Genomic DNA, 26,941 nt, shown 5'->3' on the forward strand with positions numbered 1-26,941 from the left:
CGGATTACCTAAAGTTTCCTGCAAAGCGGATCATTCATGGTTGTCGTCCTCGATACTGTTTCCGCCAATCCCGTCAGGCCGCGCCATCCGGAAAAGGTCAACCGGCCCGATGCGGTGTCGCCGCCGAAGCCGGACTGGATTCGCGTGCGTGCGCCGAACACGCGCGGCTATGCGGATACGCGCCGGATCGTCAAGGAGAATGGCCTTGTCACGGTCTGCGAGGAGGCGGGCTGTCCGAATATCGGCGAGTGCTGGGACAAGAAGCACGCCACCTTCATGATCATGGGCGACACCTGCACGCGCGCCTGCGCTTTCTGCAACGTCAAGACCGGAATGCCCGGTGCGCTCGAATCGTCCGAACCCGAATATGTGGCCGAAGCGACGCGAAAGCTTGGGCTGGCGCACGTCGTCGTCACATCGGTCGATCGCGACGACCTCGATGACGGCGGCGCGGAACATTTCGCGCAGACCATTCGCGCGATCCGCGAGCGCTGCCCTGCGACGACCATCGAAATCCTGACGCCGGATTTTTTGCGCAAGGACGGAGCGCTTGAGAAAGTCGTGGCGGCGAAGCCGGACGTCTTCAACCACAACCTCGAAACCGTGCCGTCGCGCTACCTGACGGTGCGGCCGGGAGCGCGCTATTTTCACTCCATCCGCCTCTTGCAGCGGGTGAAGGAGATCGATCCGACGATCTTCACCAAGTCGGGAATCATGGTCGGGCTCGGCGAGGAGCGTCACGAAGTCTTGCAGGTGATGGACGATCTGCGCTCGGCCGATGTCGATTTTCTCACCGTCGGGCAGTACCTGCAGCCGACCCGCAAACATCATGCCGTGATGCGCTATGTGACGCCGGAAGAGTTTTCCGGCTACGAGACCGTCGCTTACACCAAGGGCTTCCTGATGGTGTCGGCGAGCCCGCTGACGCGCTCGTCGCATCACGCCGGCGAGGATTTCGCCAAGCTGCAGGCCGCGCGCGCCGCGCTGGTGCGCTAGTCGCGCGTTTTATGCAGCGCATCCTCGTCATGGGATCGTCAGGGGCCGGCAAATCCACGTTCGCGCGCAAACTCGCGGCGATCACGGGTATTCCCGCGATCTCTCTGGACGCCCTGTACTGGAAGCCCGGATGGATGCCGTCCGAGGCCGCCGAATTCGATGCGCGCGTGACCGATGCGGCGAATGCGCCGCGCTGGATCATGGACGGCAACTATCTCTCGCATGCCGGCAGCTTGCGGCGGGATCTCGCCGACACGACGATCTGGTTCGATCTGCCGTGCAGGACCTGTATGATTGGCGTCATGATCAGAATCACGACCAGCTACGGACGAGGGAGGCCGGAGATGGCGCCGGCATGTCCGGAAAGATTTGATGCCAGATTCCTCCATTATGTCTGGACCTTTCGTCGGAAACAGCGGCCGCGGCTGGCAGATTTTCTTGAAGGCTTACGCTCCGATCAGACTCTGATGCGATTCACGCACCGGTCTGATGCGGATCGTTATCTGCATGATCTTTCCGCATCAGGGAGCGTTCACTGATGCCGACGTTCTCCAGCAAGCGCCGTGTGGGATACAGTTCGGAACAGATGTTCGATCTTGTCGCCGATGTCGAACGCTATCCGGAGTTCGTGCCGCTGTGTCAGTCGCTGAAGGTGCGGCAGCGCACGCCCGCGGCCGACGGCACGGAAGTTGTGGTTGCCGATATGACCGTATCGTTCAAGCTGGTGCGCGAGACTTTCACAAGCAAGGTGACGCTCGATCGGCCGAACCTCAAAATCCTTGTCGAATATCTCCGGGGGCCGTTCAGCCATATGGAAAACCGCTGGACCTTCGATCCGAAGGCGGATCAGGCCTGTGACGTCGGGTTCTTCATCAGCTACGATTTCAAAAGCCGGATGCTGGCGATGCTGATGGGTGCGATGTTCGATGCTGCGTTCCAGCGCTTCGCGTCGGCATTTGAAAAGCGTGCGCATGTCATTTACGGCGCACCGCATGTCGCGAAATAAAGGGCGTCGTCTCAGGTTTTCTTTGGAGAAGGCTTCAGCGGCCGTGTAGTCCGGCGCCGCTCGGCCGCGCGACGCAGCGGCGCTCGCGCCGCCCGCGGCCGCAAGCGGCTCGCGCTTTCGCGCCGGACTTTTGTGGGTGGCTTCGGACCACGCGCCAGTTCCATCAACATCCGCAGAGCTTCAACGACTGAACGTTGCCGCACCGAACTGCGGCCGATCGCGCCGAAGCGGCATTCGCGATGAGTCAGGCGACCGTCCCGTGCCGCGGCCGCGAAATGAACAAGGCCCACGGGCTTGCCCGGCGTCGCGCCTCCTGGCCCTGCAATTCCGGTGATGGCGACGGCGAGATCGGTGCCGGCGCGCTCAAGCGCGCCGATCGCCATGGCGGTTGCGGTTTCCTTGCTGACCGCGCCAAAACTGTCGAGCGTGCTGGCCTTGACGCCCAGCATCGCGCGCTTGGCGTCGTTGGAATAAGTGACGAAACCTCGATCGATCACGTCGGAGGAGCCGGGAATCTCGGTCAGCGCGCCGGAAACCAATCCGCCGGTGCAGGATTCGGCCGTTGCGATGGTGAGCTTGCGCATCCGGCAAAGATCAAGCAGCGAACGCGACATGGCGCGAATGTCGCTGCCGCTCATGTCAGGCGCTCCCGCTTTTTTCGTTCCAGGGCAGGCGAATGGTCGCGCTGGCGGTCGCAGCGATTCCTTCTTCGCGACCGGTGAAACCAAGACGTTCGCTGGTGGTCGCCTTCACGGCGACTCGCGACATCGCCACACCTGTAATTTCCGAAATGCGCGCGCGCATCGTCTCGCGCAAGGGGCCGATCTTGGGTCGCTCGCAGATCATCGTGACTTCGAGATGAGCGACGCGGCCGCCGCGCGCCACGACGCGCTCGATGGCGTACTTGAGAAATTTGTCGGAAGCTGCGCCTTTCCACTGCGGATCGCTCGGAGGGAAATGCGAGCCGATGTCGCCATCCGCGAGCGCGCCGAGAATGGCATCGACCAACGCGTGCAGGCCGACGTCGCCATCGGAGTGAGCGAGAAAGCCGCGATTATGCGGCACCTTCACACCGCACAGCATGAGATGGTCGCCGTCGCCGAAGGCGTGGACGTCGTAGCCGGTGCCGGTCCTGATGTCGCCGAGCGCCGCTGCGAGGCGCGCTTCCTCGCGCACGAAATCTTCCGGAGTCGTCAGTTTCATGTTGGCAGCATCACCTTCAAATGTCGCAACCGTCAATCCCACCCATTCTGCCAGCGCGGCGTCGTCGGTGAAATCGTCGCGACCATCGCGCGCCGCGCGGCGATGCGCGTCGAGAATCACATCGAAACGGAACGCCTGCGGCGTCTGCGCTATCCGCAACATTGCGCGATCCGGCGTCGCGTTGACGGCGCCGGACGCGTCGACCTGCTTGATGGTGTCGGTCACGGGAATGACGGGCACCGCCGCGCCGGTGATGTTGGCGGCGTCGATCGCGCGCCTGATAAGCGCCTGCGTCGCGAATGGCCGGGCGGCATCGTGAATCAGCACGATGTCCGGCGCGTCGGCGGCCAGCGCCTCGAGGCCGGCATGGACGGACGCCTGGCGCGTGGCGCCGCCATTCGCCGGGGGCCGGTAGCGAAACCCGGCGACGGCCTGATTGAACATTTCGATATCATCGGGGTTCAGCACCGGCTGGACCGCGAAGACGTCCGGGTGATCGCAGAACGCCTCCATGGCTCGCGAAATCACGGTCCGTCCGCCGACGGTCCGGTATTGCTTGGGGCCGCCGGCACCGGCGCGAAGTCCGCGCCCTGCTGCAACAATGATGGCGGCCGTTCGTTGTGAGGTCGGCATTGAATTGACGAGCACGAAGAGGGTTATGAGGAGGACAGGAATCCGTTCAAGGTCACTGCCCTTACCATGCTCGGAACAAAATCAGCAGATTCCTCAAGGGGTCGTCACCGAATATTTGTGTTGCATTGCACTTGCAACATGCGAGGAATTGGCTAAACTGTAGGCATTAGATATCTTTGCCCAAATAATCGACAGTTTGAGGGCGGCTGCGACGGCTCCAAGAGCTTATGACATCCAACCCGACCCGCCCCGCACCAGATCAAAAGCCGCTCAGGATCGGAACTATCCCGATCGCAACCCGGGTTCTTCTCGCGCCGATGTCGGGCATTACCGACCGGCCGTTTCGACGTCTTGCGGAATCGCTCGGAGCGGGCCTCGTCGTCTCCGAGATGACCGCCAGCGACGATCTCGTTCGCGGGCGCCCCATGTCTGTGCTCCGCTGCGAAGCAACCGGCGGCGGACCGCACGTCGTTCAGCTCGCGGGCTGCGAGACGCACTGGATGGCGGAAGGCGCGCGGATCGCCGAGGCGGCGGGCGCCGATATCATCGACATCAACATGGGTTGTCCCGCCCGCCACGTAACAGGCGGCCAGTCGGGTTCGGCGCTGATGCGCGATCTCGATCATGCCTTGCGGTTGATCGAGGCGACGGTCGGCGCTGTGAAAGTGCCGGTCACGCTCAAGATGCGGCTCGGGTGGGACGATCGCTCGCTCAATGCGCCGGCGCTCGCACACCGCGCCGAATCCGCCGGCGTGCAGATGATTACGGTTCACGGCCGCACGCGGTGCCAGTTCTACAAGGGTTGCGCCGACTGGCAGGCGGTGCGGGCGGTGAAACAGGCGGTTCGCATTCCCGTCGTGGTCAACGGTGACATTACCTCGTTCGAAGCAGCCGTCGCAGCGCTGGAGGAATCGAGCGCCGATGCCGTGATGGTGGGGCGCGGCGCGCAGGGCCAGCCATGGATGCCGGGCCAGATCGGACGCCGGCTCGAAACAGGTATCGCCGAACCGCAGCCGTCGCTCGCCAACCAGTTGGCGTATATCCGCGCGCTTTATGACGATCTGCTTCGGCACTACGGCCTTCGCATCGGGCTTCGTCATGCGCGAAAACATCTCGGCTGGGCGCTCGGGATCGCGGCCGCAAGTGGAAACGTTTCCACATCCGTCCTCAAGACGTGGCGCGGAAAAATTTTAACGGCCGACGATCCGGCTGGCGTGCAACGCTCTCTTGTGGATGCATTCGAGGATTTTGCATGGAGCGCCGCAGCATGACGTCGCTTGCGGAACGCGCGCGGACGGCGCCATCCGACGGCGAGGCTGTTCTCAACGCGCTCCCAAATCCGGTGCTGCTGGTCGCGCCTGACGACCGGATCGTCGAAGCCAACGCGGCCGCGGAGTCTTTCTTCGAAATGTCGGCGCAGTTCCTGCAGCGGCAGCCGCTGAAGGAGGTCGTCCCGTTCGGCAGTCCGCTGCTTCCGCTGATCGATCAGGTGCGGAACGCCGGTTCGCCAGTGAACGAATTCAGGGTCGATCTCGGCACGCCGCGGATCGGCCGCGACCGCCAGGTCGACCTGCACGTCGCGCCGCTGACGGAACGGCCCGGCTACGTCGTGGTGATGATTCAGGAACGCACCATGGCCGACAAGATGGATCGGCAGTTGACCCATCGCAGCGCGGCGCGTTCGGTGACGGCGCTCGCGGCCATGCTCGCGCACGAAATCAAGAATCCACTGTCCGGCATTCGCGGAGCTGCGCAGCTTCTCGAGCAGGGAGCATCGTCGGAAGACCGGATGCTGACCCGCCTGATCTGCGACGAAGCCGACCGCATCGTGACGCTCGTCGACAGCATGGAAGTGTTCGGCGACGAACGGCCGGTGACGCGAGGTCCGGTCAACATCCACTCGGTGCTGGATCATGTCAAACGGCTCGCGCAGTCCGGGTTTGCGCGGAACGTCAGGTTTATCGTGGACTACGATCCGTCGCTGCCGCCGGTTCTCGCCGATCGGGATCAACTGATTCAGGTCTTTCTGAATCTCGTCAAGAATGCCGCCGAAGCCGTCGCCGATCTCGGAGGCGATGGAGAGATCCAGTTCACGACCGCGTTCCGTCCCGGCCTCCGTCTGTCGGTGCCCGGCAACAAGTCACGTGTGTCGCTTCCGTTGGAGTTTTGTGTCAAGGACAACGGCGTCGGCGTAGCCGAGGACCTGTTGCCCAACCTGTTTGATCCATTTGTAACCACGAAGCCGGCCGGCAGCGGGCTCGGACTCGCGCTGGTCGCCAAGATCGTCCGCGATCACGGTGGCATCGTCGAGTGCGATTCCCAGCCTCGCAAAACCACCTTCCGCATCCTGCTTCCGATGTTCGACAAAAGCCCAAAACACCGGCCAGTCGCCGCCGACGCGCCGGAAATGCCATCAAACGCCTCACGCGATCCAGGATGAGGACGAAACATGCCCGCAGCCCACATACTGGTGGCAGACGATGACGCGGCCATCCGCACCGTGCTCAATCAGGCCTTGTCGCGCGCTGGATATGAAGTGCGCCTCACGGGCAACGCGGCGACGCTGTGGCGGTGGGTCAGCCAGGGCGAGGGGGATATCGTCATCACTGACGTCGTGATGCCGGACGAGAACGCCTTCGACCTGCTTCCGCGCATCAAGAAGATGCGGCCGAACCTGCCGGTCATTGTGATGAGCGCGCAAAACACGTTCATGACTGCGATCCGTGCCTCCGAGCGTGGTGCCTATGAATATCTTCCGAAGCCTTTCGACCTCAAGGAACTGGTCGCGATCGTCGGCCGCGCGCTCGCCGAGCCCAAGGAGCGCGCCGCCAGCCGCAGCAGCGAGAATGAATTCGAATCCATTCCGCTGATCGGACGTTCGCCGGCCATGCAGGAGATCTATCGCGTGCTGGCGAGGCTAATGCAGACCGACCTGACGGTCATGATTTCCGGCGAGTCCGGCACCGGCAAGGAACTGGTGGCGCGCGCGCTTCACGAATACGGCAAGCGGCGCAATGGTCCGTTCGTCGCCGTCAACATGGCGGCGATTCCCCGCGACCTCATCGAATCGGAGTTGTTCGGCCACGAGCGCGGCGCCTTCACGGGCGCCAATACCCGCGCCTCCGGTCGTTTCGAACAGGCCGAAGGAGGGACCCTGTTCCTGGATGAAATCGGCGATATGCCGATGGAGGCGCAGACGCGTCTACTGCGCGTGCTGCAGCAGGGAGAATACACCGCTGTCGGCGGACGCACTGCGATCAAGACCGATGTCCGCATCGTCGCAGCCAGCAACAAGGATCTTCGTGTCCTGATCCAGCAGGGCCTGTTTCGCGAGGACCTGTTCTTCCGCCTCAATGTGGTGCCGCTGCGCTTGCCTCCATTGCGCGAACGCATCGATGACCTGCCGGATCTGATCCGGCACTTCTTCGCCCTGGCCGAAAAGGATGGCCTGCCGCCCAAGAAGCTCGATGCCCTTGCGCTGGAGCGCCTGAAGCGCCATCGCTGGCCCGGCAACGTCCGCGAACTGGAAAATCTGGCGCGCAGGCTCGCGGCGCTCTATCCGCAGGATGTCATTACCGGCGCCGTGATCGATGGCGAACTTGCGTCGCCTCCCGTTGTCTCGGGAAGCAGTGGGCGACAGGGCGTCGACAGCCTCGGCGGGGCCGTCGAGATGTACTTGTCATCCCATTTCTCGGGTTTCCCGAACGGCGTTCCGCCGCCGGGCCTGTATCATCGCGTCTTGCGGGAAATCGAGGTCCCGCTCCTCACTGCGGCTCTGGCGGCGACCCGCGGCAATCAGATTCGGGCGGCCGACCTTTTGGGTTTGAACCGCAATACGCTGCGCAAGAAAATCCGCGATCTGGATATCCAAGTTTACCGGACCGGCGGGTAGCAGCGCCCGCATTCGGCCGATTTTCGCTTATGATTCAGGTCGAATCGGCGCTTATCCAAAGCTTATCCACCCGGCGCGAAGAAATGCGCCGCGGAAATGTCTCAATTGCGCAACATTGTTGTAGGATTGCATCAGGTTCGCTCTCGGGTATCGGCCGGATTAGCCAGCGATCCTTCGAACGCTCAAACCTTTTCCCAGGATGACTAGCGCAGACACGCGGGGCCCATCCCACGATCCGTCATTTGCCGAGCCGCGCGGCTGGACCCCGCGTCGGCTGCTGGCCGCGGTTGCGATCGGCCTCGCGCTATTGTCTGCTTTCCTGACCTTCGTGGTTCTGGTCGGCCTCACGCCGATCGAGCCGACCCACCGGGTCGTCGTCACCTTTCTGCTGATCGACGCCGGCGCCATTCTTCTGCTCGTCGTCATCATCGCCCGCGAAGTCTGGCAGGTGGTTCAGGCGCGCCGGCGCGGTCGCGCCGCAGCGAAGCTTCATATCCAGATTGTCAGCCTGTTCTCGGTGATCGCCGTGTTGCCGGCGGTCCTGGTCTCGGTGGTGGCCAACATCACCATCGATCGCGGCCTCGATCGTCTGTTTTCGGGTCCGACCAAGGAGGTCATCCAGAACTCGCTGATTGTCGCCAATGCCTATCTGCACGAGCACGCTCAGCTCATCCGTGGCGATATCATCGGCATGGCCAACGATATCTCGAACGCGCGGCCGTTGTACGATCAGGACCGAGCGACATTCATGCAGCTCCTGACCTCGAACGCGAAGGCCCGCAACCTGCCGGGCGCGATGCTCATTGACAAGGACGGGAATGCGCTGGTGTCTGCGCAAACCGGCATCGAGCGGACCTACACCACGCCCAATCCGGATTTCCTCAAGGACGTCGGGGAGGACGAACCGCAGATCGCGGTCTTTCCGGAGGCGAACTATGTCGCCGCCGTCATCCGGCTTCGTGCGTTCGACGATAAATTTCTTTATGTGGCGCGCCTGCTCGATCCTCATGTCGTCGCGCAGCTGAAACAGACCGAGGCGAGCGTGGCCGAATACGCCACGATCGAGGCCCGGCGCCTCGGCATCCAGGTGGCGTTCGCACTGATGTTCGCGGTGATCGCGCTGACGATCCTGATGGCGTCGGTTCTGCTGGGCCTGAATTTTGCCGACCGCTTCGTCGCGCCCGTCCGTCGCTTGATGAATGCAGCCAATGTCGTGTCCACCGGCGACCTGAACGTACAGGTGCCCGTCCTCAAATCTGAAGGAGATCTCGCCCGGCTCGGCGAAACCTTCAACAAGATGACGGCCGAGCTGCGCACTCAACGCGACGAACTCGTCAGTGCGAGCGGCCTGATCGACAGCCGGCGGCGCTTCATAGAGGCCGTGCTGTCGTCGGCAAGCGCTGGCATCATCGGCGTTGACGGCGCCAACACCATTGGCGTCCTCAACCGTTCGGCGGAGAAATTGATCGGCCATTCCGAATCGGAAACGCTGGGGCACCCGCTGTCCGAAGTGATTCCGGAGCTGAACGATCTCATGCGCTCGGCGAGGGAAGGGACCCAGCAGCTGGTGCAGGGCCAGATCACCATCAACCGGGACGGTAACGAGCGCAACATTTCGGTGCGTGTCAGCGCCGAGCAAACCGGTCAATCGCGCGACAGCTATATCGTCACGCTGGACGACATCACCGAACTCGTGACCGCGCAGCGCACGTCAGCATGGGGCGACGTGGCCCGCCGGATCGCGCATGAGATCAAGAATCCGTTGACCCCGATCCAGCTTTCCGCCGAGCGCATCCGCCGCAAATTCGGCAAGGTGATCACCGACGACAAGCCGATCTTCGAGCAGTGCACCGATACGATCGTGCGCCAGGTCGAGGACATCAGGCGGATGGTCGACGAGTTCTCGCGTTTTGCGCGGATGCCGAAACCGGTGATGGAAGGAGAAGACGTCGCCGATACGGTACGTCAGGCGGTGTTCCTCATGCGAGTCGGGCATCCCGAAATCGACATCGAGGCCGACATCAAACACGATCCGATGCGCGCCCAGTTTGACCGGCGACTGATCTCTCAGGCGCTGACCAACATCATCAAGAACGCGGCCGAGGCCATCGACGCGGTCCCCCCGGAAATACTGGGAAAAGGACGGATCGACGTTATTGCCGCGCAGGAGGGCGATGACGTCGTTATCGACGTCATCGATAACGGCATCGGCCTGCCGAAAGTTGCACGCGCGCGGTTGCTGGAGCCCTACGTCACCACGCGCGAGAAGGGCACCGGTCTCGGCCTCGCGATCGTGGGGCGCGTGCTGGAAGATCACGGTGGAAAACTCGAACTCAACGACGCCTCCGCCATAAGACCGGGAGCACGCGGAGCCTGGATGCGATTGCGGTTTGCGGTGTCCGGACGCGCGAAAGGTGAAACCAACGAGGGCGACGGAGCGACTAGCGCCGATACGTCGACCGGCGATGAAACGAAAGCAGAGGTTGCAAGCGGCAACTGACGAGGCGGATCCAATCCATGGCACACGATATTCTGATAGTGGACGACGAGGCGGATATTCGCGATCTCGTTGCAGGCATCCTGGAAGACGAGGGTTTCACGACCCGAACCGCGCGCAACAGCGATGAGGCGCTTGCAGAGGTTTCAAGCCGGCGTCCGCACATGGTGTTCCTCGATATCTGGCTGCAAGGAAGCAAGCTCGACGGACTGCAACTGCTCGAAATGATCAAGCAGGACAGTCCCGACATGCCGGTGGTCATGATCTCCGGCCACGGCAACATTGAAACGGCCGTCGCGGCGATCAAGCGCGGCGCCTATGATTTTATCGAAAAGCCGTTCAAGTCCGATCGTTTGATTCTGGTGGCGACGCGTGCGCTCGAAACCTCGCGCCTCAAGCGCGAGGTCAGGGAATTGAAGCAGCTCGCACCGGCGGCCGGTACGCTTATCGGCCGTTCGCCTTGCATGAACCAGCTTCGGCAGACTATCGAGCGTGCAGCGAAGGCCAACAGCCGGATCTTGATCGTCGGTCCCTCTGGGTCCGGCAAGGAACTGGCTGCGCGAACGCTTCACAATCAGTCGAGCCGCTCGGAGGGACCGTTCGTCGTCATCAACGCGGCGGCGATTACGCCGGAGCGAATGGAATTCGAACTGTTCGGCATCGAACAGACCGACGGCCAGCAGCCTCGCAAGACAGGAGCGCTGGAAGAAGCGCACGGCGGGACGCTGTTCATCGACGAAATCGGCGATATGCCGCGCGAGACTCAAAACAAGATCATGCGCGTTCTGGTCGATCAGACTTTCCAGCGCTCCGGTGGGGTGAACAAGATCAAGGTCGATGTCCGCATCATTTCGTCGACGGCGCGAAATCTGGAGGAGGAGATCGCCGCGGGACATTTCCGCGAGGATCTCTATCATCGTCTGTCGGTCGTGCCGATCCGGGTTCCGCCGCTCTCCGAGCGTCGCGAGGACATTCCCGAGCTGATCGAATTTTTCATGGATCATATCTCTACCGCGAGCGGGCTGCCCAAGCGCAGGATCGGCGACGACGCGATGGCCGTACTGCAATCCCACATCTGGCCTGGCAATGTCCGGCAGCTTCGGAACAACGTCGAGCGCGTGATGATCCTGGCCGGCGGCGGACCGGAAGTGATCATCACCGCGGATATGCTGCCTCAGGATGTCGGCTCGATGGTTCCGGCGATGCCGACCGGCATCAACGGCGAGCACATCATGGGTCTGCCGCTGCGGGAGGCTCGCGAGGTGTTCGAGCGCGACTATCTGATCGCCCAGATCAGCCGCTTCTCCAACAATATCTCGCGGACAGCGGAGTTCGTCGGCATGGAGCGCTCGGCGCTGCATCGCAAGCTCAAGGCGCTCGGCGTCAGCTAGATGTCGCGAATTGCTTACGTCAACGGCCGCTATCGCAATCTGCGCGACGCCTGCGTCAACGTCGAGGATCGCGGCTATCAGTTCGCGGATGGCGTTTATGAAGTCTGCGAAGTGCGCGGACGAAAGCTGGTGGATTTTCCCCGGCACATGGCGCGGTTGCAGCGATCGTTGCGCGAATTGCGGATCGCCGAGCCGATGCCCCTGTCGGCGCTCGGCATCGTCATGCGCGAGGTCGTGCGACGCAACCGCGTGATCTACGGGCTGGTCTATCTGCAGGTGACCCGTGGCGTGGCGCGGCGCGATCATGCGTTTCCGCCGACTACGGTAAAGCCGAGCATCGTCGTAACGGCGCGGCCGCTCAACTACGCGAAGAACCAGCAAACCGCTGCTAACGGCATCAAGGTCGTCACCGTGCCCGAAAATCGCTGGCCCCGGGTGGACATCAAATCGGTATCGCTGCTGCCCAATGTGCTGGCAAAGCAGGAAGCGCGTGAAAAGGGGGCTTACGAGGCCTGGTACGTCGGGAGCGACGGATTCATCACCGAGGGCGCCTCGAGCAACGCCTGGATCGTGACGAAAGATGGCCGGGTCGTCACCCGTTCCGCCGAGAGCGGCATTCTGGCGGGCATCACCCGGGCCGTCCTCATGGAGGTCATGGAAGCACTTCAGATCAGGCTGGAGGAGCGTCCGTTCACGCCGGCGGAAGCGCGCGAGGCCGCGGAGGCCTTCGTCACCTCGGCCTCACAGATCGTCATGCCCGTCGTGGCGATCGACGGTCAGATCGTGGGAAATGGCCGCCCGGGCGCCGTTGCCAGGCGGCTGCGGGAAGAATTTCACCGCTTTTCAGCATTTTCCTGATTGTTTTTGCCCATCCGGGCGAACCCGCGGCCCGAACCGGCTTGCCTAACCTCATGCTCTGCCTTCTAATCAAAAGCGCCGGGTCTCACGAGGAGGATCTCAGAGGGGTCCTGGCGGCCAGGAGACGCTCCGGGGAGAGCTGTGTCCGGTTCCAAAAGAACAAAACGAAACTGCGGGATAATAAAAATGGCGATAGACCGCGCACAAAACCTTCAGGACACCTTCCTCAACCACGTTCGAAAGACCAAGACGCCCTTGACCATCTTTCTGGTGAACGGAGTCAAGCTGCAGGGAATTGTCACCTGGTTCGACAATTTCTGCCTGTTGCTCAGGCGGGACGGTCATTCGCAGCTTGTTTACAAACACGCAATTTCGACCATCATGCCGGGCGCTCCGATCCAGTTATTCGAAGGCGGCGAGGACGCTCCGCTTTGAGCAATATGAAAGTTTCCTGATTGGAACCCCGGCATCCCGAGGGGGGCATCGACCGTTCAGGGCCGATGCAGGGCAAACCGACCGGGCGGGCGATTGTTATCGGCCCTTATCTGCGGATGCGGCGCACTGATGCCGACGTGCCGCAGGGAGGACATGCCCTGCGCGATACCGCTGCCCGGCTGGATGAGGCTGCCGGCCTCGCGCGCGCGATCGATCTCGAGGTTGCCAAGGCGATCATCGCGCCGGTCAACCAGATCAGACCCGCGACATATCTCGGCAAGGGCAAGGTCGAGGAATTCACCGGCCTGATCACCGCCGAAGGCGCCGATCTCGTGGTGATGGATTGCGCGCTGTCGCCGATCCAGCAGCGCAATCTGGAAAAAGCCTGGAGCACGAAGGTGCTCGACCGGACCGGCCTGATCCTCGAAATTTTCGGGCGCCGAGCCAAGACGAAGGAGGGCGCGCTGCAGGTCGAACTTGCCCACCTCAATTACCAGCGCAGCCGCCTGGTGCGGTCCTGGACCCATCTCGAACGGCAGCGCGGCGGTTTCGGCTTCATGGGGGGACCCGGCGAAACCCAGATCGAGGCCGACCGCCGCCTGATCGGCGACCGCATCACGCGGCTGGAGAACGAACTGAAGAAGGTGCAGGCGACGCGGCGGCTGCATCGCGCCGGGCGGAAGCGCGTGCCTTATCGCGTGGTCGCGCTGGTCGGTTATACCAATGCCGGGAAGTCGACGCTGTTCAACCGGATGACGCGCGCAGACGTCCAGGCCGCCGACATGCTGTTCGCGACCCTCGATCCGACGCTACGTGCGCTGACGCTGCCGCATGGCGGCAAGGCCATGCTGTCGGACACCGTCGGCTTCATATCCAATCTGCCGACCCAGCTTGTCGCTGCGTTTCGCGCGACGCTGGAAGAGGTGATGGAGGCGGATGTTATTCTCCATGTTCGCGACATTTCGCACGAAGACGCGGAGGCGCAGCAGCACGATGTCGAGGCTGTGCTGCGTCAGCTCGGCATCGATCCGGAACACGGAGTCCGTATTCTCGAAGTCTGGAACAAGATCGATCGCTTCGACGCGGATCAGCGCAAAAATCTGCAAAACATCGTGGCGCGCCGCTCGACCGAAGTGCCGTGCTTCCTCGTCTCCGCCGCAACCGGCGAGGGACTCGATAAGCTGCTGGCGGCGATCGAGGACCGTCTCGCGGCGACCCGAACCACGCTGGACCTGTCGGTCGATGCTTCCGACGGTGCGGCGATCAGTTGGCTGCACCGCAATTCCGAGGTACTCGCCAAGGAACTGCGCGACGGCCGTTACGACATGACCGTCCGCGTCGATGAGACCAAGCGCGACATTCTCGTCAACCGCTACGCCGCGATACCGCACCCGCTTGGATGAGATGCGTAGTCCCGCCGCTCCCGCAAGGCCGGCCCGCGCTGGACGGACTTGACCGGCAAGGTGGCGCATTATTCGATGCGATCTAAATCATCGCAGGAAACTCCCAGGAGATGCCCGTGAGCTATCAGAACACATCGCTGCTGATCGACGGCAAATGGCGTCCCGGTGCATCCGGAAAAACCCTCGCCGTGCTCAACCCTGCTACCGAGGAACAGATCGGCACGGTAGCTCACGCCGATCGCTCTGATCTCGATGAGGCTCTCGCCGCAGCCGAGAAGGGCTTCAAGGTCTGGCGAGCGGTCGCGCCTTTCGAGCGCGGCAAGATCATGCGAAAGGCGGCCGGCTTGCTGCGCGAGCGCGCCGACAGCATCGCAACGCTGATGACGATGGAACAGGGCAAGGTTTTCGCCGAGGCCAGAATCGAGACGCTGGTGGCGGCCGACGTTATCGAATGGTTCGCAGAAGAGTCCCGTCGTGCCTATGGCCGGGTGATTCCGGCGCGCGGTCCCGGCATCTACCAGATCGCGATCAAGGAGCCGGTCGGACCGGTTGCTGCCTTCACGCCGTGGAATTTCCCGATCAATCAGGTCTGCCGCAAGCTGTCGGCCGCGCTTGCTGCCGGCTGCTCGATCATCGTCAAGGCTCCAGAGGAGACGCCGGCGTCTCCGGCCGAACTGCTGCGGGCGTTCGTCGATGCAGGCGTGCCTGATGGAGTCATCAATCTCGTGTTCGGCGTGCCAGCCGAAATCTCCGAATATCTGATCCCGCATCCGGTCATCAGGAAGATGTCCTTCACCGGCTCGACAGCGGTCGGCAAGCAACTCGCCGCGCTCGCCGGTCAGCACATGAAGCGCGCGACGATGGAGCTTGGCGGCCATGCGCCGGCCATCGTGTTCAACGATGCCGATATCGCAGGCGCGGTGAAGATCATCGCCGGTGCCAAGTTCCGCAACGCCGGCCAGGTCTGCATCGCGCCGACACGGCTTCTGGTGCAGGACAAGGTCTACAAGGATTTTGTCGGCAAGTTCACGGAGGCCGCCAAGGCGATCAAGGTCGGCAACGGACTCGACGCCGATTCAAAGATGGGCTCGTTGGCGAACGCGCGTCGCGTCGCCGCAGTCGAGGGCTTTGTGCAGGACGCGATCGGCAAGGGCGGCCAACTCGCTGCCGGCGGACATCGCATCGGCAACAAGGGTTACTTTTTCGAGCCGACGGTCGTGACCGACGTGCCAAAGGATGCCCGCGCCATGAACGAGGAGCCCTTCGGCCCGCTGGCGTTGATCTCGCCCTTCTCGACCTTCGACGAAGCCGCAGAGGAGGCGAACCGCCTGCCGTATGGGCTCGCGTCCTACGCCTTCACAAGTTCGACCAGGACCGCGACCGCGATTGGCGCAGAGATCGAGAGCGGCATGGTGGCTATAAATAACGTCGGTCTGGCTTTGCCGGAAAACCCGTTCGGAGGCGTCAAGGATTCCGGCTACGGCTCCGAGGGTGGCATCGAGGCCATGGAGGCTTACCTCATCACCAAGTTCATCAGCCAGACGGGAGTGTGAGCGAGGCCCGTCACTCTGAATGCTTAAACCTGTTCCCGGGCTTTGGCCTCATTCCATAATGCGTCCATCTCGGCGAGAGACGCATCCTCCAGCGAGCGGCCCTTCGCGATAAGGGTCTGTTCGATATAGGCGAAGCGCCGCTCGAATTTCGTGTTCGCTCCGCGCAGCGCCATTTCAGGATCGGCGTCGACATGACGCGCGAGATTGACCAGCGCGAACATCAGATCGCCGGTCTCAGACGCGATGTCGGCTTTGTCGCCGCGATCCAGCGCAGCTTCGATCTCGTCGGCTTCCTCGCGGATTTTGGCGAGCACGGCGCGGGGATCGTTCCAGTCGAACCCGACGGTTGAAGCCTTCCACTGCAAGGCTATTGCGCGCGCCAACGCGGGCTGTCCGGCCTTGATGCCCGCGAGCAGGCCAGAGGCGAGCGCTTCTTTCATCGGTTTGCGCGCGGCGCGTTCAGCCTTTTCTTCCGCCTTGATGCGTTCCCATGTTCCCTTCACGTCCGATGGTGCGATGACGCCTGAACTGTCGGGAAAGACATGCGGGTGCCGCCGGATCATCTTGCGTGTGATGGCTTCGACCACATCGCCGAATGAAAAAGCATCCTGCTCCTCCGCCATGCGCGCGTGAAAGACCACCTGCAACAGCAGATCGCCGAGTTCGTCGCAGAGATCGACCAGATCATTACGCGCGATCGCCTCCGCGACCTCATAGGATTCTTCGATGGTGTAGGGCGCGATGGTTGCGAACGTCTGTTCCAGATCCCACGGGCAGCCGGTGCCGGGCGTTCTCAGTTGCGCCATGATTTCGATCAGGCGTGAAATATCGCGGGAAGGGGACATCGGCTCACCGGTATCGAGGAGGTTCGCTTTCTCTATGCCGCAAGCCGCGGCGCGCTCCCAGCAAAAATCGTATTATGAGGCAGGCAATCCCCACTGATTGGCGCGTAAAGGCGATGGGTGCTATTGACGTCGTCATGATCCAACAGTCGGACTCTCGAACCGCATTAGTGCTGTTTTCCGGAGGACAGGACTCCGCGACCTGCCTCGCCTGGGCGCTGCGCCGTTTCGCGCGGGTCGAGACGCTGGGTTTCGACTACGGCCAGCGCCACGTCATCGAACTCCAGTGCCGCGATAACCTGCTCGCGGGCATAAGGTCGTTGCATCCGGACTGGACCGGGAAGCTCGGCGAAAACCATACGCTTGCCGTTCCGACGCTCGCGGAGATTTCCGACACGGCGCTGACCCGCAACGTCGCGATCGAAATGGGCGAGGACGGACTGCCCAATACATTCGTGCCCGGCCGCAATCTCGTGTTCCTGACTTTCGCGGCGGCGCTGGCCTACCGGCGCGGTATCTCCGATATCGTCGGCGGCATGTGCGAGACCGATTACTCCGGCTATCCGGATTGCCGCGACGACACCATCAAGGCGCTGCAAACCGCGCTTAATCTCGGGATGGGCAAACAGTTCGAACTGCACACACCCCTGATGTGGCTCGACAAGGCAGCGACCTGGTCGCTTGCGCATGAACTTGGCGGTTCAGGACTTATTGATCTGATCCGCGAGCACTCGCATACCTGTTATCTCGGCGAACGCGGCGTGCGACACGACTGGGGCTATGGCTGCGGCGAGTGCCCGGCGTGCCGCCTGCGCGCAAAAGGCTGGCGCGAATATGCGGCGCGGACGGCTTGAGAAAACTCTTCTGGCGGACATGGCGGCAGCTCATTTTCCCGCGCAGCGACCAGCCTATCCTCCTCGCGACCCGTCGGACGTGTTATAGTGTTGCAGTCGACTCGAGAGGCGCGGGCGTGTTAGACAAACATCGCTGGCTTGGGACGAAGTAGGCCATTGACCTTCACTTCTATCAACGATCGATCTGTTCGCCTGTGCGCCGCGCGCAGCAGGATCGCGGTCATGTTTCTGATCGTGGCTTATTTGTTGTCCGGCGCCCTGCATCGATGCTTCGACATCGACGTGACCGCTCCCGGGGGCCGGATCGTCGTCGCGATGACGCCGGACCATACGGATACGAGTGGCCCCGGAATGGTCGCGGAACACCACTGTCACGGTTGCTTTCCTGTTTCGTTACCCAGTCCGCCGTTGCTCGCCGTCACAATTGCACCTGAGGTTGCTGGGCTTCCACGGGTTCTTTCTCGTGCCTCCGATCTCGTGCCCGGCATCGACACTCCGCCACCAAAACGCCTGACCTGAACGTGTTCGCGGGCGCATTGACGCCCTGATTCCGCCGTTCGTCAGGATCTTCCATGCTATCGAAATCCGCCGCGCGTCTTGCGGGAGCGATTGCACTGCTGGTCAGCCCGTGGCTGACGGCAACGTCGCACTCGCAAACGCTCACATTGAAGACCGCGCTTCAACGCGCGCTCGCCGCCAACCCGCGTCTGACCGCCGCCGAGCGCGATGTCGGAATCGCAACCGGCCAGCGCATTCAGGCGGGCGCGCTGATCAATCCCGAACTGTCCTATGAGCAGGACAATTCGTTCGGCTCCGGGCGTTATCGCGGGACGAAATCGGCAGAAACAACGCTGCAGATCAGCCAGCTCTTCGAGCTTTTCGGAAAGCGCGATGCACGAATTGCCGTCGGGCAGGCCGGCGTCGAGGCCGCCGCCATCCAGCGCAAGGCGGTGCGCCTCGAGGTTCTGTCGGAGACGGCCGTCGCCTTTCTGAATGTCCTTGGCGCGCAACGCCGGATCCGAATTCTGGACGAGCAGATCGCCGCGATCGACAAGCTGGCGCCATTGCTGCACCGGCGGGTGGACGCCGGCGCTTCGTCACCGGCCGAAATCGGCCGGGCGGAAGTCGCGTCCGCACTGGTGAAAGCGGATCGCGAGCGAGTCAGTTCGACGCTCGCCAGCGCACGGCGCGAACTGGCGGTGCTGATGGGTGACGCCGCTGCGAAATTTTCGGCGGTTGCAGGGCGACTGGATGATCTGGGGAGACCTCCATCTTTTCGAGCTGTCGTGACGGCGATCGATTCAAATCCGCAACTGATGCGCTGGACTGCCGTCTACGCGCAGCGCAACGCCGAACTGCTGATCGCCCGGTTGAAGCCCTATCCGGACGTTCGCGTTAGCGCCGGCTGGCGTCATTACGACGCGACCGGCGATGACGCGGTCAGGCTCTCATTGTCCGTTCCCATTCCGGTTTTCGACCAGAACCAGGGCAACATCCTGTCCGCTCAGGAAAGCCTCGCGAAAACGAGGGCGGAGCGCGAAACCAATCGCAACACGCTGATCGTGCTTGCCGGCCGCGCCTACGATTCGCTGCAGGGCTCGTTGCGCGAGTTGAAAGTGCTGCGCGATGTGGCGATCCCGAAATCGCGGCAGGCAGCCGACGCCATCTTCGAGGGATACGGGCAGGGACGCTTCACGCTGCTCGAAGTGCTCGATGCGCAGGCAAGCGTCGCGCAGGCGCGCCTGCGCGAACAGGAGGCCCAGCAGAATTTTCATGTTGCCGTCGCCACCATCGAGGGATTGGTGGGGAATCCGTTTGCGCTGGCGCGGGAGAGCGCAAGATGAGAACGCTTCCGATCGTTATTGCGGTTGCCGCGGCTCTCGCGATCACAGCCATCGTCTATTGCACGATGGGATCGACGAAACCTACTGCGCCGGTTGCGCGAATAAACCATCAGAGCGAGAGAGCTGCAAATGGCCATGTCGAACAGGACGAGCATGGCGCCGACCGCATTCTGATCAGCGACGTCAAGCTCGCGGCCGCCGGTGCGGTGCTCGCCGAAGCGGGTAAGGCAACGCTCAGCGACACACTGTCCTTCAACGGCGTGCTGCGCGCCAACCAGGAGGCGGTGGTTCAGGTGACGCCGCGTTTTCCGGGCATCGTCCGCTCGATCAGCAAACGGATCGGTGACACCGTCGCCAAGAATGATCAGCTTGCATCGATCGAAAGCAACCAGAGCCTTACCGTCTACGATCTGAAGGCGCCGATCAGCGGCACCGTGATCGACCGCCAGATCTCGCTCGGCGAATATGCTTCGGAACAGAAGCCGTCCTTCGTCGTCGCTGACCTGTCGACGATCTGGGTCGATCTGTCGATCTATCGTCAGGATCTGAATCGCGTCCGGACCAGCGACGAAGTGTTGATCGATCCGGACGACGGTGGCGCTGACATCAAGGGCCGCATCTCTTACGTCGCGCCGGTCGGATCGAGCGACACTCAGACGGCGATCGCCCGGATCGTTCTGACAAATTCCGATGGACGCCTGCGCCCAGGACTGTTCGTCACCGCACGGCTTGTGCTGGCGAAACGCGACGTGCCGGTTGCCGTTCGCGTGGGTGCGATACAGACGCTGGAAAACAAGACCGTCGTGTTTGTGCGGGAAGGCGGGGACAAGATCGAGGCTCGTCCGGTCGAACTTGGAGAATCCGATGCGAAGTTCGTAGAGATCCGTGCGGGGCTTTCGGCGGGAGAACCCTATGTCGCGGAAAACAGCTTCGTCGTGAAAGCGGAGATGGGTAAAGGCGAGGCCCAGCATGATTGATGCCGTCCTTGGCTTTTCAATCCGTCAACGCTGGCTGGTGATCCTGTTTGCCCTGGGCGTCGGAGCGGTCGGAGCCTGGAATTTCACCCGGCTGCCGATCGATGCCGTGCCGGACATCACCAACGTCCAGGTGCAGATCAATACGCGCGCGCCGGGCTACTCCCCGTTGGAAACCGAACAGCGCATCACGTTTCCGGTCGAGACGGCGATGGCCGGTCTTCCGAAGCTTGATTATACGCGATCGAGTTCGCGCTACGGCTTGAGCCAGGTCACGGTCGTCTTTCTCGATGGCACCGACATCTATTTCGCACGGCAGCTTGTCAACGAGCGCATCCAGCAGGTGAAGGACCAGTTGCCTCCCGGCGTCGAGGTCGCGATGGGGCCGGTGTCGACCGGGCTCGGTGAGATATTCATGTACACCGTTGAGGCTCGGCAGGGTGCGAGAGCGCCCGGCGGTAGTGAATACACGCCGAGCGAGCTGCGCACGATTCAGGACTGGATCATCAAGCCGCAGCTGCGCACCGTTCCCGGCATAATCGAGGTCAACACCATCGGCGGATACGAACGCCAGTTTCATGTGTTGCCGGATCCGGGTCGGCTGATGGCCTACAATCTGGGATTCCGCGACGTGATGACGGCTCTCGCGGCCAATAACGCTAACGTTGGCGCGGGCTATATCGAGCGCAACGGCGAACAATATCTCGTTCGCACGCCGGGGCAGGTCGCCAATATCACCGAGATCCAGGACATCGTCATCGGTTCGCGCGCAGGCATTCCCGTCCGCATCCGCGACGTGGCCGACGTGCGGGAGGGCAAGGACCTGCGGACAGGAGCCGCCACGCTGGACGGCAAGGAGACCGTCTTAGGCACGGCGATGCTGCTGATTGGCGAGAACAGCCGTGCGGTTGCAAACCGCGTCGCGGCCAAGCTCGGCGAGATCGCACGATCACTTCCCGACGGTGTGATCGCGCGAACCGTTTATGACCGGACCGACCTGGTCGATGCGACCATTAGAACCGTGCAGAAGAACCTGATCGAGGGGGCGCTTCTCGTCATTGCCGTGCTGTTTCTCATCCTCGGCAACATCCGAGCGGCAATCGTGACGGCGTGCGTGATTCCTCTTGCCATGCTTTTCACCATCACCGGGATGGTCGAGGCGAGAGTCAGCGCAAACCTGATGAGTCTCGGCGCTATCGATTTCGGCATCATCGTCGACGGCGCTGTCATCATCGTCGAGAATTGCCTGCGGCTTCTTGCCGAGGAGCAGCGCAGGGCGGGGCGGGGTCTGTCGCTCAACGAACGTCTGCGGACGATTCTCGACGGGTCCCGCGAGGTGATCAAGCCGAGCCTGTTCGGCACCATGATCATCGCGGTCGTGTACCTGCCGGTGCTGACGCTCACCGGCGTCGAAGGCAAGATGTTCACGCCGATGGCGCTGACCGTGCTGATGGCATTGCTGGGCGCCGCAATTTTCTCCGTCACTTTCGTTCCCGCGGCCGTTGCGATTGTGATGACCGGCAAAGTCTCGGGGAAGGAAAACCTCTTCATGCGCGGGGCGAAGCGAGCCTACGTGCCGCTGCTCGATGGTGCGATCCGGCATCGGAGTCTGGTCGTATCGGGCGCTGTCGTCATCGTGCTGGCAAGCGGCATGGCCGCGATGCGCATGGGCGGCGAATTCATTCCGTCGCTTGACGAGGGAGATATCGCCATTGCGGCGATCCGGATACCCGGGACCAGCCTGACCCAGTCGCTCGACCTCCAGATGGCGCTGGAAAACCGGATCAGGAAAATTCCGGAAGTGAAGGATTTTTTCACGCGGACAGGTACCGCGGAGATCGCTACCGATGCGATGCCGCCATCGATGTCCGACGGCTACGTCATGCTGAAGCCACGCGAGGAGTGGCCCAACCCGTCGAAGCCTAAATCCGAACTGGTGGAGGAAATCGAGAAAGCCGCGAACGAGATTCCCGGGAGCGCCTACGAAATCTCGCAGCCGATCCAGCTACGGGTCAATGAACTGATTTCGGGTGTACGCAGCGATGTCGGCATTAAGATCTTCGGTGACGATTTGGATATTCTCCAGGGCGCGGCGAAACAGGTGCAATCCGCGATCACGAGCGTTCCCGGCGCAACCGACGTCAAGGTCGAGCAAGTAGCCGGGCTTCCAATTCTGACGGTCAGGCTCGACCGCCGTGCATTGTCGCGCTACGGCCTCAGCACTGCCGATGTCCAGAACGTCGTGGAGATTGCGATCGGCGGCAAAAGCGTCGGCAAGCTGTTCGAGGGCGACCGACGTTTCGACATCGTGGTCCGTCTTCCCGAAAATCTTCGAGGCCGTCTGGAGTCGATCCGCGCCATCTCCATTCCCTTGCCTCCGGCCGAGAATCCAGCGGTGAAGAGATCGAAGGTCGCATTGGCGGCATCGTCTGCGCTTCAGATGCGGTACGTGCCGCTGTCATCGGTGGCAACCGTCGAGGTCACGCCGGGCCCGAACCAGATCAGCCGTGAAAACGGCAAGCGTCGCATCGTTGTCACCGCCAACGTTCGCGAACGCGACCTCGGATCGTTCGTGGCCGATGCGCAGCGGGCGGTTGCGGAGAAAGTCAAGCTGCCGCCGGGCTATTGGATCGGCTGGGGAGGGCAGTTCGAACAACTCGTGTCAGCAACCAAACGCTTGACGATTGTGGTGCCGGTCGCGCTGACGCTCGTGCTGCTGCTGTTGTTCATGAGCTTCGGATCGCTCGCCGATGCGCTGCTGGTATTCAGCGGCGTGCCGTTGGCCCTTACGGGTGGCGTTCTGGCGCTGCTGCTGCGCGGCATCCCGCTGTCCATCAGCGCCGGCATCGGCTTCATCGCGCTGTCCGGCGTTGCAGTGCTGAACGGCATCGTCATCATCGCTTTCATCGAACGGTTGCGGCGGGAGGGACTGCCGGTGTTCGATGCGGTCCATCAGGGCGCCTCGACCCGGCTGCGGCCGGTCCTGATGACGGCGCTGGTCGCATCCCTTGGGTTCGTTCCAATGGCCATCGCGACCGGTGCTGGCGCCGAAGTACAGCGACCCTTGGCGACCGTCGTGATCGGCGGCATCATCTCATCGACGATCCTGACGCTGCTGGTGTTGCCCGCGCTGTATGTTCTGTTCCGCAAAGACCCTGAGCCGGCGCCGGCGTCCGATCTGTCCGCAGCCGCGCCATCGTCAGGGGTTGCAGGCTAGTCGGTTGGAGTACAACTGAAACAATGCGTCGTCCTCGAAATGTCCAACAAAGGGAACCGTCGGCAATCGGACCGCTAACTGGCTTTCTGTCCTGCAGCCAAACTCGCCTGTAATTCGCATAAGGTATAGTATGGAATATCTATTGTATAAGAGATCGCAGTGACTTAGCTGACTTTTATACGAACTGCGCTGAGATCAACGTTTCAATTCGGTGCTGGAAATGAGCCCTTGCAGAATAAGCGCCGCACGGAGATCTTGGCCTGCGATTGCGCGAAGAGCTTGACCTAAAAACCGCGAAGTGATGACCAAGCGCGGCACGTCGTATCGTGAGTTGGGTGCTGGCCAACAACAAACATCAGGAGACGGTTCAGATGGGCCTTTCGCGTCGTACAATGCTGAAGGCGTCGGCGGCGACGATTATCCAGGGCGGCGTCGGAGCGCCATTCGTGGCGCGCGCCCAGAAAGCCGAGTTTTCTTACAAGTACGCCAACAATCTGCCGGAGTCGCATCCGCTGAACATCCGCGCCAAGGAAATGGCGGCGGCGATCAGGACCGAGACCGACGGACGGGTCGATTTGCAGATTTTTCCCAGCAACCAGCTCGGTTCCGATACCGACGCGCTCAGCCAGATCCGTTCCGGCGGCGTTGAGTTTTTCACCTTGTCGGGCCTGATCCTGGCGGCGCTGGTGCCGGCAGCGTCGATCAACGGCATCGGCTTCGCGTTTCCAGATTATGCGACGGTCTGGAAGGCGATGGATGGCGAACTCGGCACATATATCCGCGGCGAAATCACCAAGTCCAATCTCGTCGTGATGGAGAAGATCTGGGACAACGGATTCCGGCAGACCACGTCGTCGATCAGGCCGATCAACGGGCCGGGCGACTTCAAGGGATTCAAGATACGCGTGCCGGTTTCGCCGCTCTGGACCTCGATGTTCAAGGCGTTCGATGCTTCGCCCGCCTCGATCAATTTCAACGAGGTCTATTCGGCCTTGCAGACAAAGATCGTCGAAGGTCAGGAAAATCCGCTCGCGCTGATCGCGGCCGCCAAGCTGTATGAGGTGCAAAAATACTGCTCGCTGACCAATCATATGTGGGACGGCTTCTGGTTCCTGGCCAATCGCCGCGCCTGGGAAGCGCTGCCGGTCGACATCCGCGCTATCGTCGCGAGGAACATCAATGCAGCGGCGGTCAAGGAACGCGAGGACATCGAGAAGCTGAATACGACGGTCCGTGCCGACCTCACCGCCAAGGGGCTGATCTTCAATCAGCCTGAACTCGGCCCGTTCCGCGACAAGCTGCAATCCGCCGGTTTCTATTCCGAATGGAAGGGAAAATACGGCGAACAGGCGTGGTCGCTGCTGGAAAAATCGGTAGGCAAGCTCGTATAAAGCCGGCCTCGGACGCAAAGGAGTCGCGATGGCTCGCGCCGAAGGCACGGAAGCGACGGCGGACCTGGAAACACCGAATTTCGCGCGCCTGCGCTCGCTGGCCGCGTCGCTCGACGCATGTCTCGGATATCTCGTCGAAGTGCCGGTCGCCGCGCTTGTCGTTACGGAAATCGTCGTATTGTTCGCGGGCGTGGTTTCTCGTTACCTGCTTCACCGGCCCCTGATCTGGTCCGATGAACTGGCGTCGATCCTGTTCCTGTGGCTGGCGATGCTGGGCGCGGTCACCGCATTCCGTCGTGGCGAGCACATGCGCATGACGGCGCTGGTCGCGCAGGCTCGCCCCGCACAACGCGCCTTCCTTGATACGGTCGGGATCTGCGCGGCCCTCGCCTTTTTGATCCTTATAGTCGGGCCATCGTGGAATTATGCCTATGAGGAAAGCTTCATCACCACGCCGGCGTTACAGATTTCCAACGTGTGGCGCGCGGCGGCGCTGCCGGTGGGCATCGGCCTGATGGCCGTCTTTGCACTGCTGCGGCTCGTGCGCAGCGGCAATATGCGGACCGTGCTGGGCGCCGCCGCGACTGTTGCAGTTGTAATTTTCGCATTCCGGCTGATGCAGCCGTGGCTGCTGCCGTTGGGCAACGTGAACCTCGTGATCTTTTTCGTCGGCGTGGCCGGACTCTGCGTATTCGCGGGCGTGCCGATCGCTTTCGGATTTGGCCTTGCGATCTACGGATATCTGGCGCTGACCACGCGGACGCCGCTGATGGTGCTGGTCGGGCGGATGGACGAGGGCATGAGCCATCTCATCCTGCTCGCCGTTCCGCTGTTCGTTTTCCTCGGCCTGCTGATCGAAATGACCGGGATGGCACGCGCCATGGTGGCCTTCCTTGCCAGCCTGCTCGGCCACGTTCGCGGCGGTCTGCATTACGTGCTGGTGGGTGCGATGTATCTGGTGTCAGGTATTTCCGGGGCCAAGGCGGCCGACATGGCGGCCGTGGCTCCCGTGCTGTTTCCGGAGATGAAGAAGCGCGGAGCCGAACCTGGCGATCTTGTCGCCCTGCTCGCGGCGACCGGAGCCCAGACGGAAACCATTCCGCCGAGCCTGGTGCTGATCACGATCGGCTCGGTGACCGGCGTATCGATCGCGGCCCTGTTCACCGGCGGATTGCTTCCGGGCGCCGTGCTGGCGATTGCGTTGTCCGCGCTGGTGTGGTGGCGGCACCGCGGCGACGACCTGAGCCACATCGAAAAGGCCGGGGCCGGCGAGATCGCCCGGACGTTCGTCGTCGCCCTGCCCGCGCTGGCGCTGCCGTTCGTGATCCGCGCTGCCGTCGTCGAGGGAATTGCGACCGCGACGGAGGTGTCGACCATCGGCATCGTCTATGCCGTTCTCGCCGGCCTGTTGCTCTATCGTCGTTTCGACTGGCGCAGGTTGCTGCCGATGCTGATCGAAACCGCCTCGCTGTCGGGTGCGATCCTGCTCATCATCGGAACGGCAACCGGCATGGCCTGGGGACTGACCCAGTCCGGCTTTGCCCGGACGCTGGCGGCCACGATGACCGACCTGCCCGGCGGCGGCGTCACCTTCATCGCCGTTTCGATCGTCGCCTTCACCGTTCTGGGCAGCGTGCTCGAAGGTATTCCGGCGGTCGTGCTGTTCGGCCCGCTGCTGTTTCCCATCGCCAGGGCTGTCGGGATTCACGAGGTCCACTACGCAATGGTCATTATCCTGGCCATGGGCATGGGGCTGTTCGCGCCGCCTTTCGGCGTAGGTTATTATGCCGCCTGCGCCATCGGTCGCGTCGATCCTGCCGAGGGGATCAGGCCGATCTGGAATTACATGCTGGCGCTGTTGATCGGCTTGATCGCCGTGGCGGCGTTCCCATGGATTTCGATTGGATTTCTGAAATAAATAACAGAGAGTTGGTCAGCCTTTCGTCTCCATT

At 62.2% G+C, this 26,941-nt stretch carries 22 protein-coding genes; 19 read left to right on the forward strand and 3 right to left on the reverse strand.

The window, feature by feature from the left end:
- Window positions 1-36: 36 nt before the first annotated feature.
- The 3 genes from lipA to BGN91_RS15190 are packed head-to-tail and all read left to right on the forward strand — an operon-like array spanning window position 37 to window position 2,002.
- The gene (lipA, locus tag BGN91_RS15180; RefSeq protein WP_292614535.1) at window positions 37-996 is read left to right on the forward strand and encodes a lipoyl synthase; all 960 of its coding nucleotides are present in this window, start codon (window positions 37-39) and stop codon (window positions 994-996) included.
- Between the two features lie 11 nt (window positions 997-1,007).
- Window positions 1,008-1,535: a DNA topology modulation protein gene (locus BGN91_RS15185; protein ID WP_292614537.1), complete on the forward strand. Its 528-nt coding sequence runs from the start codon at window positions 1,008-1,010 to the stop codon at window positions 1,533-1,535.
- Window positions 1,535-2,002 carry a type II toxin-antitoxin system RatA family toxin gene (locus BGN91_RS15190; protein WP_292614539.1) on the forward strand — a complete coding sequence of 156 codons (468 nt, stop codon included), beginning with the start codon at window positions 1,535-1,537 and terminating at the stop codon, window positions 2,000-2,002. Before BGN91_RS15185 ends, BGN91_RS15190 begins: the two co-directional genes overlap by 1 nt.
- An 11-nt stretch (window positions 2,003-2,013) precedes the next feature.
- Here BGN91_RS15190 and BGN91_RS15195 read toward each other — a convergent pair whose 3' ends face one another.
- Complete coding sequence (locus BGN91_RS15195; RefSeq protein ID WP_292614541.1) at window positions 2,014-2,640, reverse strand: CinA family protein; 627 nt, start codon at window positions 2,638-2,640, stop codon at window positions 2,014-2,016.
- Between the two features lies 1 nt (window position 2,641).
- The gene (locus BGN91_RS15200) at window positions 2,642-3,838 is read right to left on the reverse strand and encodes a bifunctional 2-C-methyl-D-erythritol 4-phosphate cytidylyltransferase/2-C-methyl-D-erythritol 2,4-cyclodiphosphate synthase (RefSeq protein ID WP_292614543.1); all 1,197 of its coding nucleotides are present in this window, start codon (window positions 3,836-3,838) and stop codon (window positions 2,642-2,644) included.
- A 227-nt stretch (window positions 3,839-4,065) separates the two neighbouring features.
- Here BGN91_RS15200 and dusB point away from each other — a divergent pair, with 227 nt between their 5' ends.
- From dusB to BGN91_RS15245, 9 genes are all read left to right on the forward strand, one after another.
- Window positions 4,066-5,109, forward strand: a complete 1,044-nt coding sequence (gene dusB, locus BGN91_RS15205; protein WP_292614545.1) for a tRNA dihydrouridine synthase DusB — start codon at window positions 4,066-4,068, stop codon at window positions 5,107-5,109.
- Window positions 5,106-6,278 (forward strand): nitrogen regulation protein NR(II), encoded by a 1,173-nt coding sequence (locus BGN91_RS15210; RefSeq protein ID WP_292614547.1) that lies wholly within the window; start codon window positions 5,106-5,108, stop codon window positions 6,276-6,278. The genes dusB and BGN91_RS15210 overlap by 4 nt, the downstream gene beginning before the upstream one ends.
- A gap of 9 nt (window positions 6,279-6,287) precedes the next feature.
- Entirely contained in the window at window positions 6,288-7,730 is a 1,443-nt protein-coding gene (ntrC, locus tag BGN91_RS15215; protein ID WP_292614549.1) for a nitrogen regulation protein NR(I), read from the forward strand.
- A gap of 199 nt (window positions 7,731-7,929) precedes the next feature.
- Window positions 7,930-10,230: a PAS domain-containing sensor histidine kinase gene (locus BGN91_RS15220; protein ID WP_292614551.1), complete on the forward strand. Its 2,301-nt coding sequence runs from the start codon at window positions 7,930-7,932 to the stop codon at window positions 10,228-10,230.
- A gap of 17 nt (window positions 10,231-10,247) precedes the next feature.
- The gene (locus BGN91_RS15225; RefSeq protein WP_292614552.1) at window positions 10,248-11,618 is read left to right on the forward strand and encodes a sigma-54 dependent transcriptional regulator; all 1,371 of its coding nucleotides are present in this window, start codon (window positions 10,248-10,250) and stop codon (window positions 11,616-11,618) included.
- Window positions 11,619-12,476, forward strand: a complete 858-nt coding sequence (locus BGN91_RS15230) for a D-amino-acid transaminase (protein WP_292614554.1) — start codon at window positions 11,619-11,621, stop codon at window positions 12,474-12,476.
- A gap of 186 nt (window positions 12,477-12,662) precedes the next feature.
- On the forward strand, window positions 12,663-12,911 hold the full coding sequence (gene hfq, locus BGN91_RS15235; RefSeq protein ID WP_009797508.1) for an RNA chaperone Hfq: 249 nt from the start codon (window positions 12,663-12,665) through the stop codon (window positions 12,909-12,911).
- 20 nt (window positions 12,912-12,931) lie between these two features.
- Window positions 12,932-14,314: a GTPase HflX gene (gene hflX, locus BGN91_RS15240; RefSeq protein WP_292614559.1), complete on the forward strand. Its 1,383-nt coding sequence runs from the start codon at window positions 12,932-12,934 to the stop codon at window positions 14,312-14,314.
- A gap of 110 nt (window positions 14,315-14,424) precedes the next feature.
- Window positions 14,425-15,867, forward strand: coding sequence for an NAD-dependent succinate-semialdehyde dehydrogenase (locus BGN91_RS15245; RefSeq protein WP_292614561.1), 1,443 nt, complete (start codon window positions 14,425-14,427; stop codon window positions 15,865-15,867).
- A 23-nt stretch (window positions 15,868-15,890) separates the two neighbouring features.
- On the opposite strand, the gene mazG is transcribed toward BGN91_RS15245, so the two are convergent.
- The gene (gene mazG / locus BGN91_RS15250; protein ID WP_292614563.1) at window positions 15,891-16,712 is read right to left on the reverse strand and encodes a nucleoside triphosphate pyrophosphohydrolase; all 822 of its coding nucleotides are present in this window, start codon (window positions 16,710-16,712) and stop codon (window positions 15,891-15,893) included.
- A gap of 134 nt (window positions 16,713-16,846) precedes the next feature.
- Here mazG and queC point away from each other — a divergent pair, with 134 nt between their 5' ends.
- From queC to BGN91_RS15285, 7 genes are all read left to right on the forward strand, one after another.
- Window positions 16,847-17,563, forward strand: a complete 717-nt coding sequence (queC, locus tag BGN91_RS15255; RefSeq protein WP_292614564.1) for a 7-cyano-7-deazaguanine synthase QueC — start codon at window positions 16,847-16,849, stop codon at window positions 17,561-17,563.
- A gap of 222 nt (window positions 17,564-17,785) precedes the next feature.
- On the forward strand, window positions 17,786-18,082 hold the full coding sequence (locus BGN91_RS15260; RefSeq protein ID WP_292614566.1) for a hypothetical protein: 297 nt from the start codon (window positions 17,786-17,788) through the stop codon (window positions 18,080-18,082).
- A gap of 53 nt (window positions 18,083-18,135) precedes the next feature.
- A complete protein-coding gene (gene ihpA / locus BGN91_RS15265) occupies window positions 18,136-19,407 on the forward strand; it encodes a divalent metal ion exporter subunit IhpA (protein ID WP_292614568.1) in 1,272 nt (423 codons plus the stop codon).
- A complete protein-coding gene (gene ihpB, locus BGN91_RS15270) occupies window positions 19,404-20,384 on the forward strand; it encodes a divalent metal ion exporter adaptor subunit IhpB (protein WP_292614570.1) in 981 nt (326 codons plus the stop codon). The genes ihpA and ihpB overlap by 4 nt, the downstream gene beginning before the upstream one ends.
- Entirely contained in the window at window positions 20,377-23,598 is a 3,222-nt protein-coding gene (locus tag BGN91_RS15275; RefSeq protein WP_292614572.1) for a CusA/CzcA family heavy metal efflux RND transporter, read from the forward strand. The genes ihpB and BGN91_RS15275 overlap by 8 nt, the downstream gene beginning before the upstream one ends.
- A gap of 371 nt (window positions 23,599-23,969) precedes the next feature.
- Window positions 23,970-24,989: a TRAP transporter substrate-binding protein gene (locus BGN91_RS15280; RefSeq protein WP_292614629.1), complete on the forward strand. Its 1,020-nt coding sequence runs from the start codon at window positions 23,970-23,972 to the stop codon at window positions 24,987-24,989.
- A gap of 28 nt (window positions 24,990-25,017) precedes the next feature.
- Window positions 25,018-26,907 (forward strand): TRAP transporter large permease subunit, encoded by a 1,890-nt coding sequence (locus BGN91_RS15285; RefSeq protein WP_292614574.1) that lies wholly within the window; start codon window positions 25,018-25,020, stop codon window positions 26,905-26,907.
- Window positions 26,908-26,941: the final 34 nt, after the last annotated feature.

This window comes from Nitrobacter sp. 62-13 (assembly GCF_001896955.1).
Lineage (GTDB): Bacteria > Pseudomonadota > Alphaproteobacteria > Rhizobiales > Xanthobacteraceae > Nitrobacter.

Bases quoted from the DNA above. Each gene is read 5' to 3' on its own strand.
- lipA (WP_292614535.1), top strand. From the start codon at position 37: ATGGTTGTCGTCCTCGATACTGTTTCCGCCAATCCCGTCAGGCCGCGC.
- BGN91_RS15185 (WP_292614537.1), top strand. From the start codon at position 1,008: ATGCAGCGCATCCTCGTCATGGGATCGTCAGGGGCCGGCAAATCCACG.
- BGN91_RS15190 (WP_292614539.1), top strand. From the start codon at position 1,535: ATGCCGACGTTCTCCAGCAAGCGCCGTGTGGGATACAGTTCGGAACAG.
- BGN91_RS15195 (WP_292614541.1), bottom strand. From the start codon at position 2,640: ATGAGCGGCAGCGACATTCGCGCCATGTCGCGTTCGCTGCTTGATCTT.
- BGN91_RS15200 (WP_292614543.1), bottom strand. From the start codon at position 3,838: ATGCCGACCTCACAACGAACGGCCGCCATCATTGTTGCAGCAGGGCGC.
- dusB (WP_292614545.1), top strand. From the start codon at position 4,066: ATGACATCCAACCCGACCCGCCCCGCACCAGATCAAAAGCCGCTCAGG.
- BGN91_RS15210 (WP_292614547.1), top strand. From the start codon at position 5,106: ATGACGTCGCTTGCGGAACGCGCGCGGACGGCGCCATCCGACGGCGAG.
- ntrC (WP_292614549.1), top strand. From the start codon at position 6,288: ATGCCCGCAGCCCACATACTGGTGGCAGACGATGACGCGGCCATCCGC.
- BGN91_RS15220 (WP_292614551.1), top strand. From the start codon at position 7,930: ATGACTAGCGCAGACACGCGGGGCCCATCCCACGATCCGTCATTTGCC.
- BGN91_RS15225 (WP_292614552.1), top strand. From the start codon at position 10,248: ATGGCACACGATATTCTGATAGTGGACGACGAGGCGGATATTCGCGAT.
- BGN91_RS15230 (WP_292614554.1), top strand. From the start codon at position 11,619: ATGTCGCGAATTGCTTACGTCAACGGCCGCTATCGCAATCTGCGCGAC.
- hfq (WP_009797508.1), top strand. From the start codon at position 12,663: ATGGCGATAGACCGCGCACAAAACCTTCAGGACACCTTCCTCAACCAC.
- BGN91_RS15245 (WP_292614561.1), top strand. From the start codon at position 14,425: ATGCCCGTGAGCTATCAGAACACATCGCTGCTGATCGACGGCAAATGG.
- mazG (WP_292614563.1), bottom strand. From the start codon at position 16,712: ATGTCCCCTTCCCGCGATATTTCACGCCTGATCGAAATCATGGCGCAA.
- queC (WP_292614564.1), top strand. From the start codon at position 16,847: ATGATCCAACAGTCGGACTCTCGAACCGCATTAGTGCTGTTTTCCGGA.
- BGN91_RS15260 (WP_292614566.1), top strand. From the start codon at position 17,786: ATGTTTCTGATCGTGGCTTATTTGTTGTCCGGCGCCCTGCATCGATGC.
- ihpA (WP_292614568.1), top strand. From the start codon at position 18,136: ATGCTATCGAAATCCGCCGCGCGTCTTGCGGGAGCGATTGCACTGCTG.
- ihpB (WP_292614570.1), top strand. From the start codon at position 19,404: ATGAGAACGCTTCCGATCGTTATTGCGGTTGCCGCGGCTCTCGCGATC.
- BGN91_RS15275 (WP_292614572.1), top strand. From the start codon at position 20,377: ATGATTGATGCCGTCCTTGGCTTTTCAATCCGTCAACGCTGGCTGGTG.
- BGN91_RS15280 (WP_292614629.1), top strand. From the start codon at position 23,970: ATGGGCCTTTCGCGTCGTACAATGCTGAAGGCGTCGGCGGCGACGATT.
- BGN91_RS15285 (WP_292614574.1), top strand. From the start codon at position 25,018: ATGGCTCGCGCCGAAGGCACGGAAGCGACGGCGGACCTGGAAACACCG.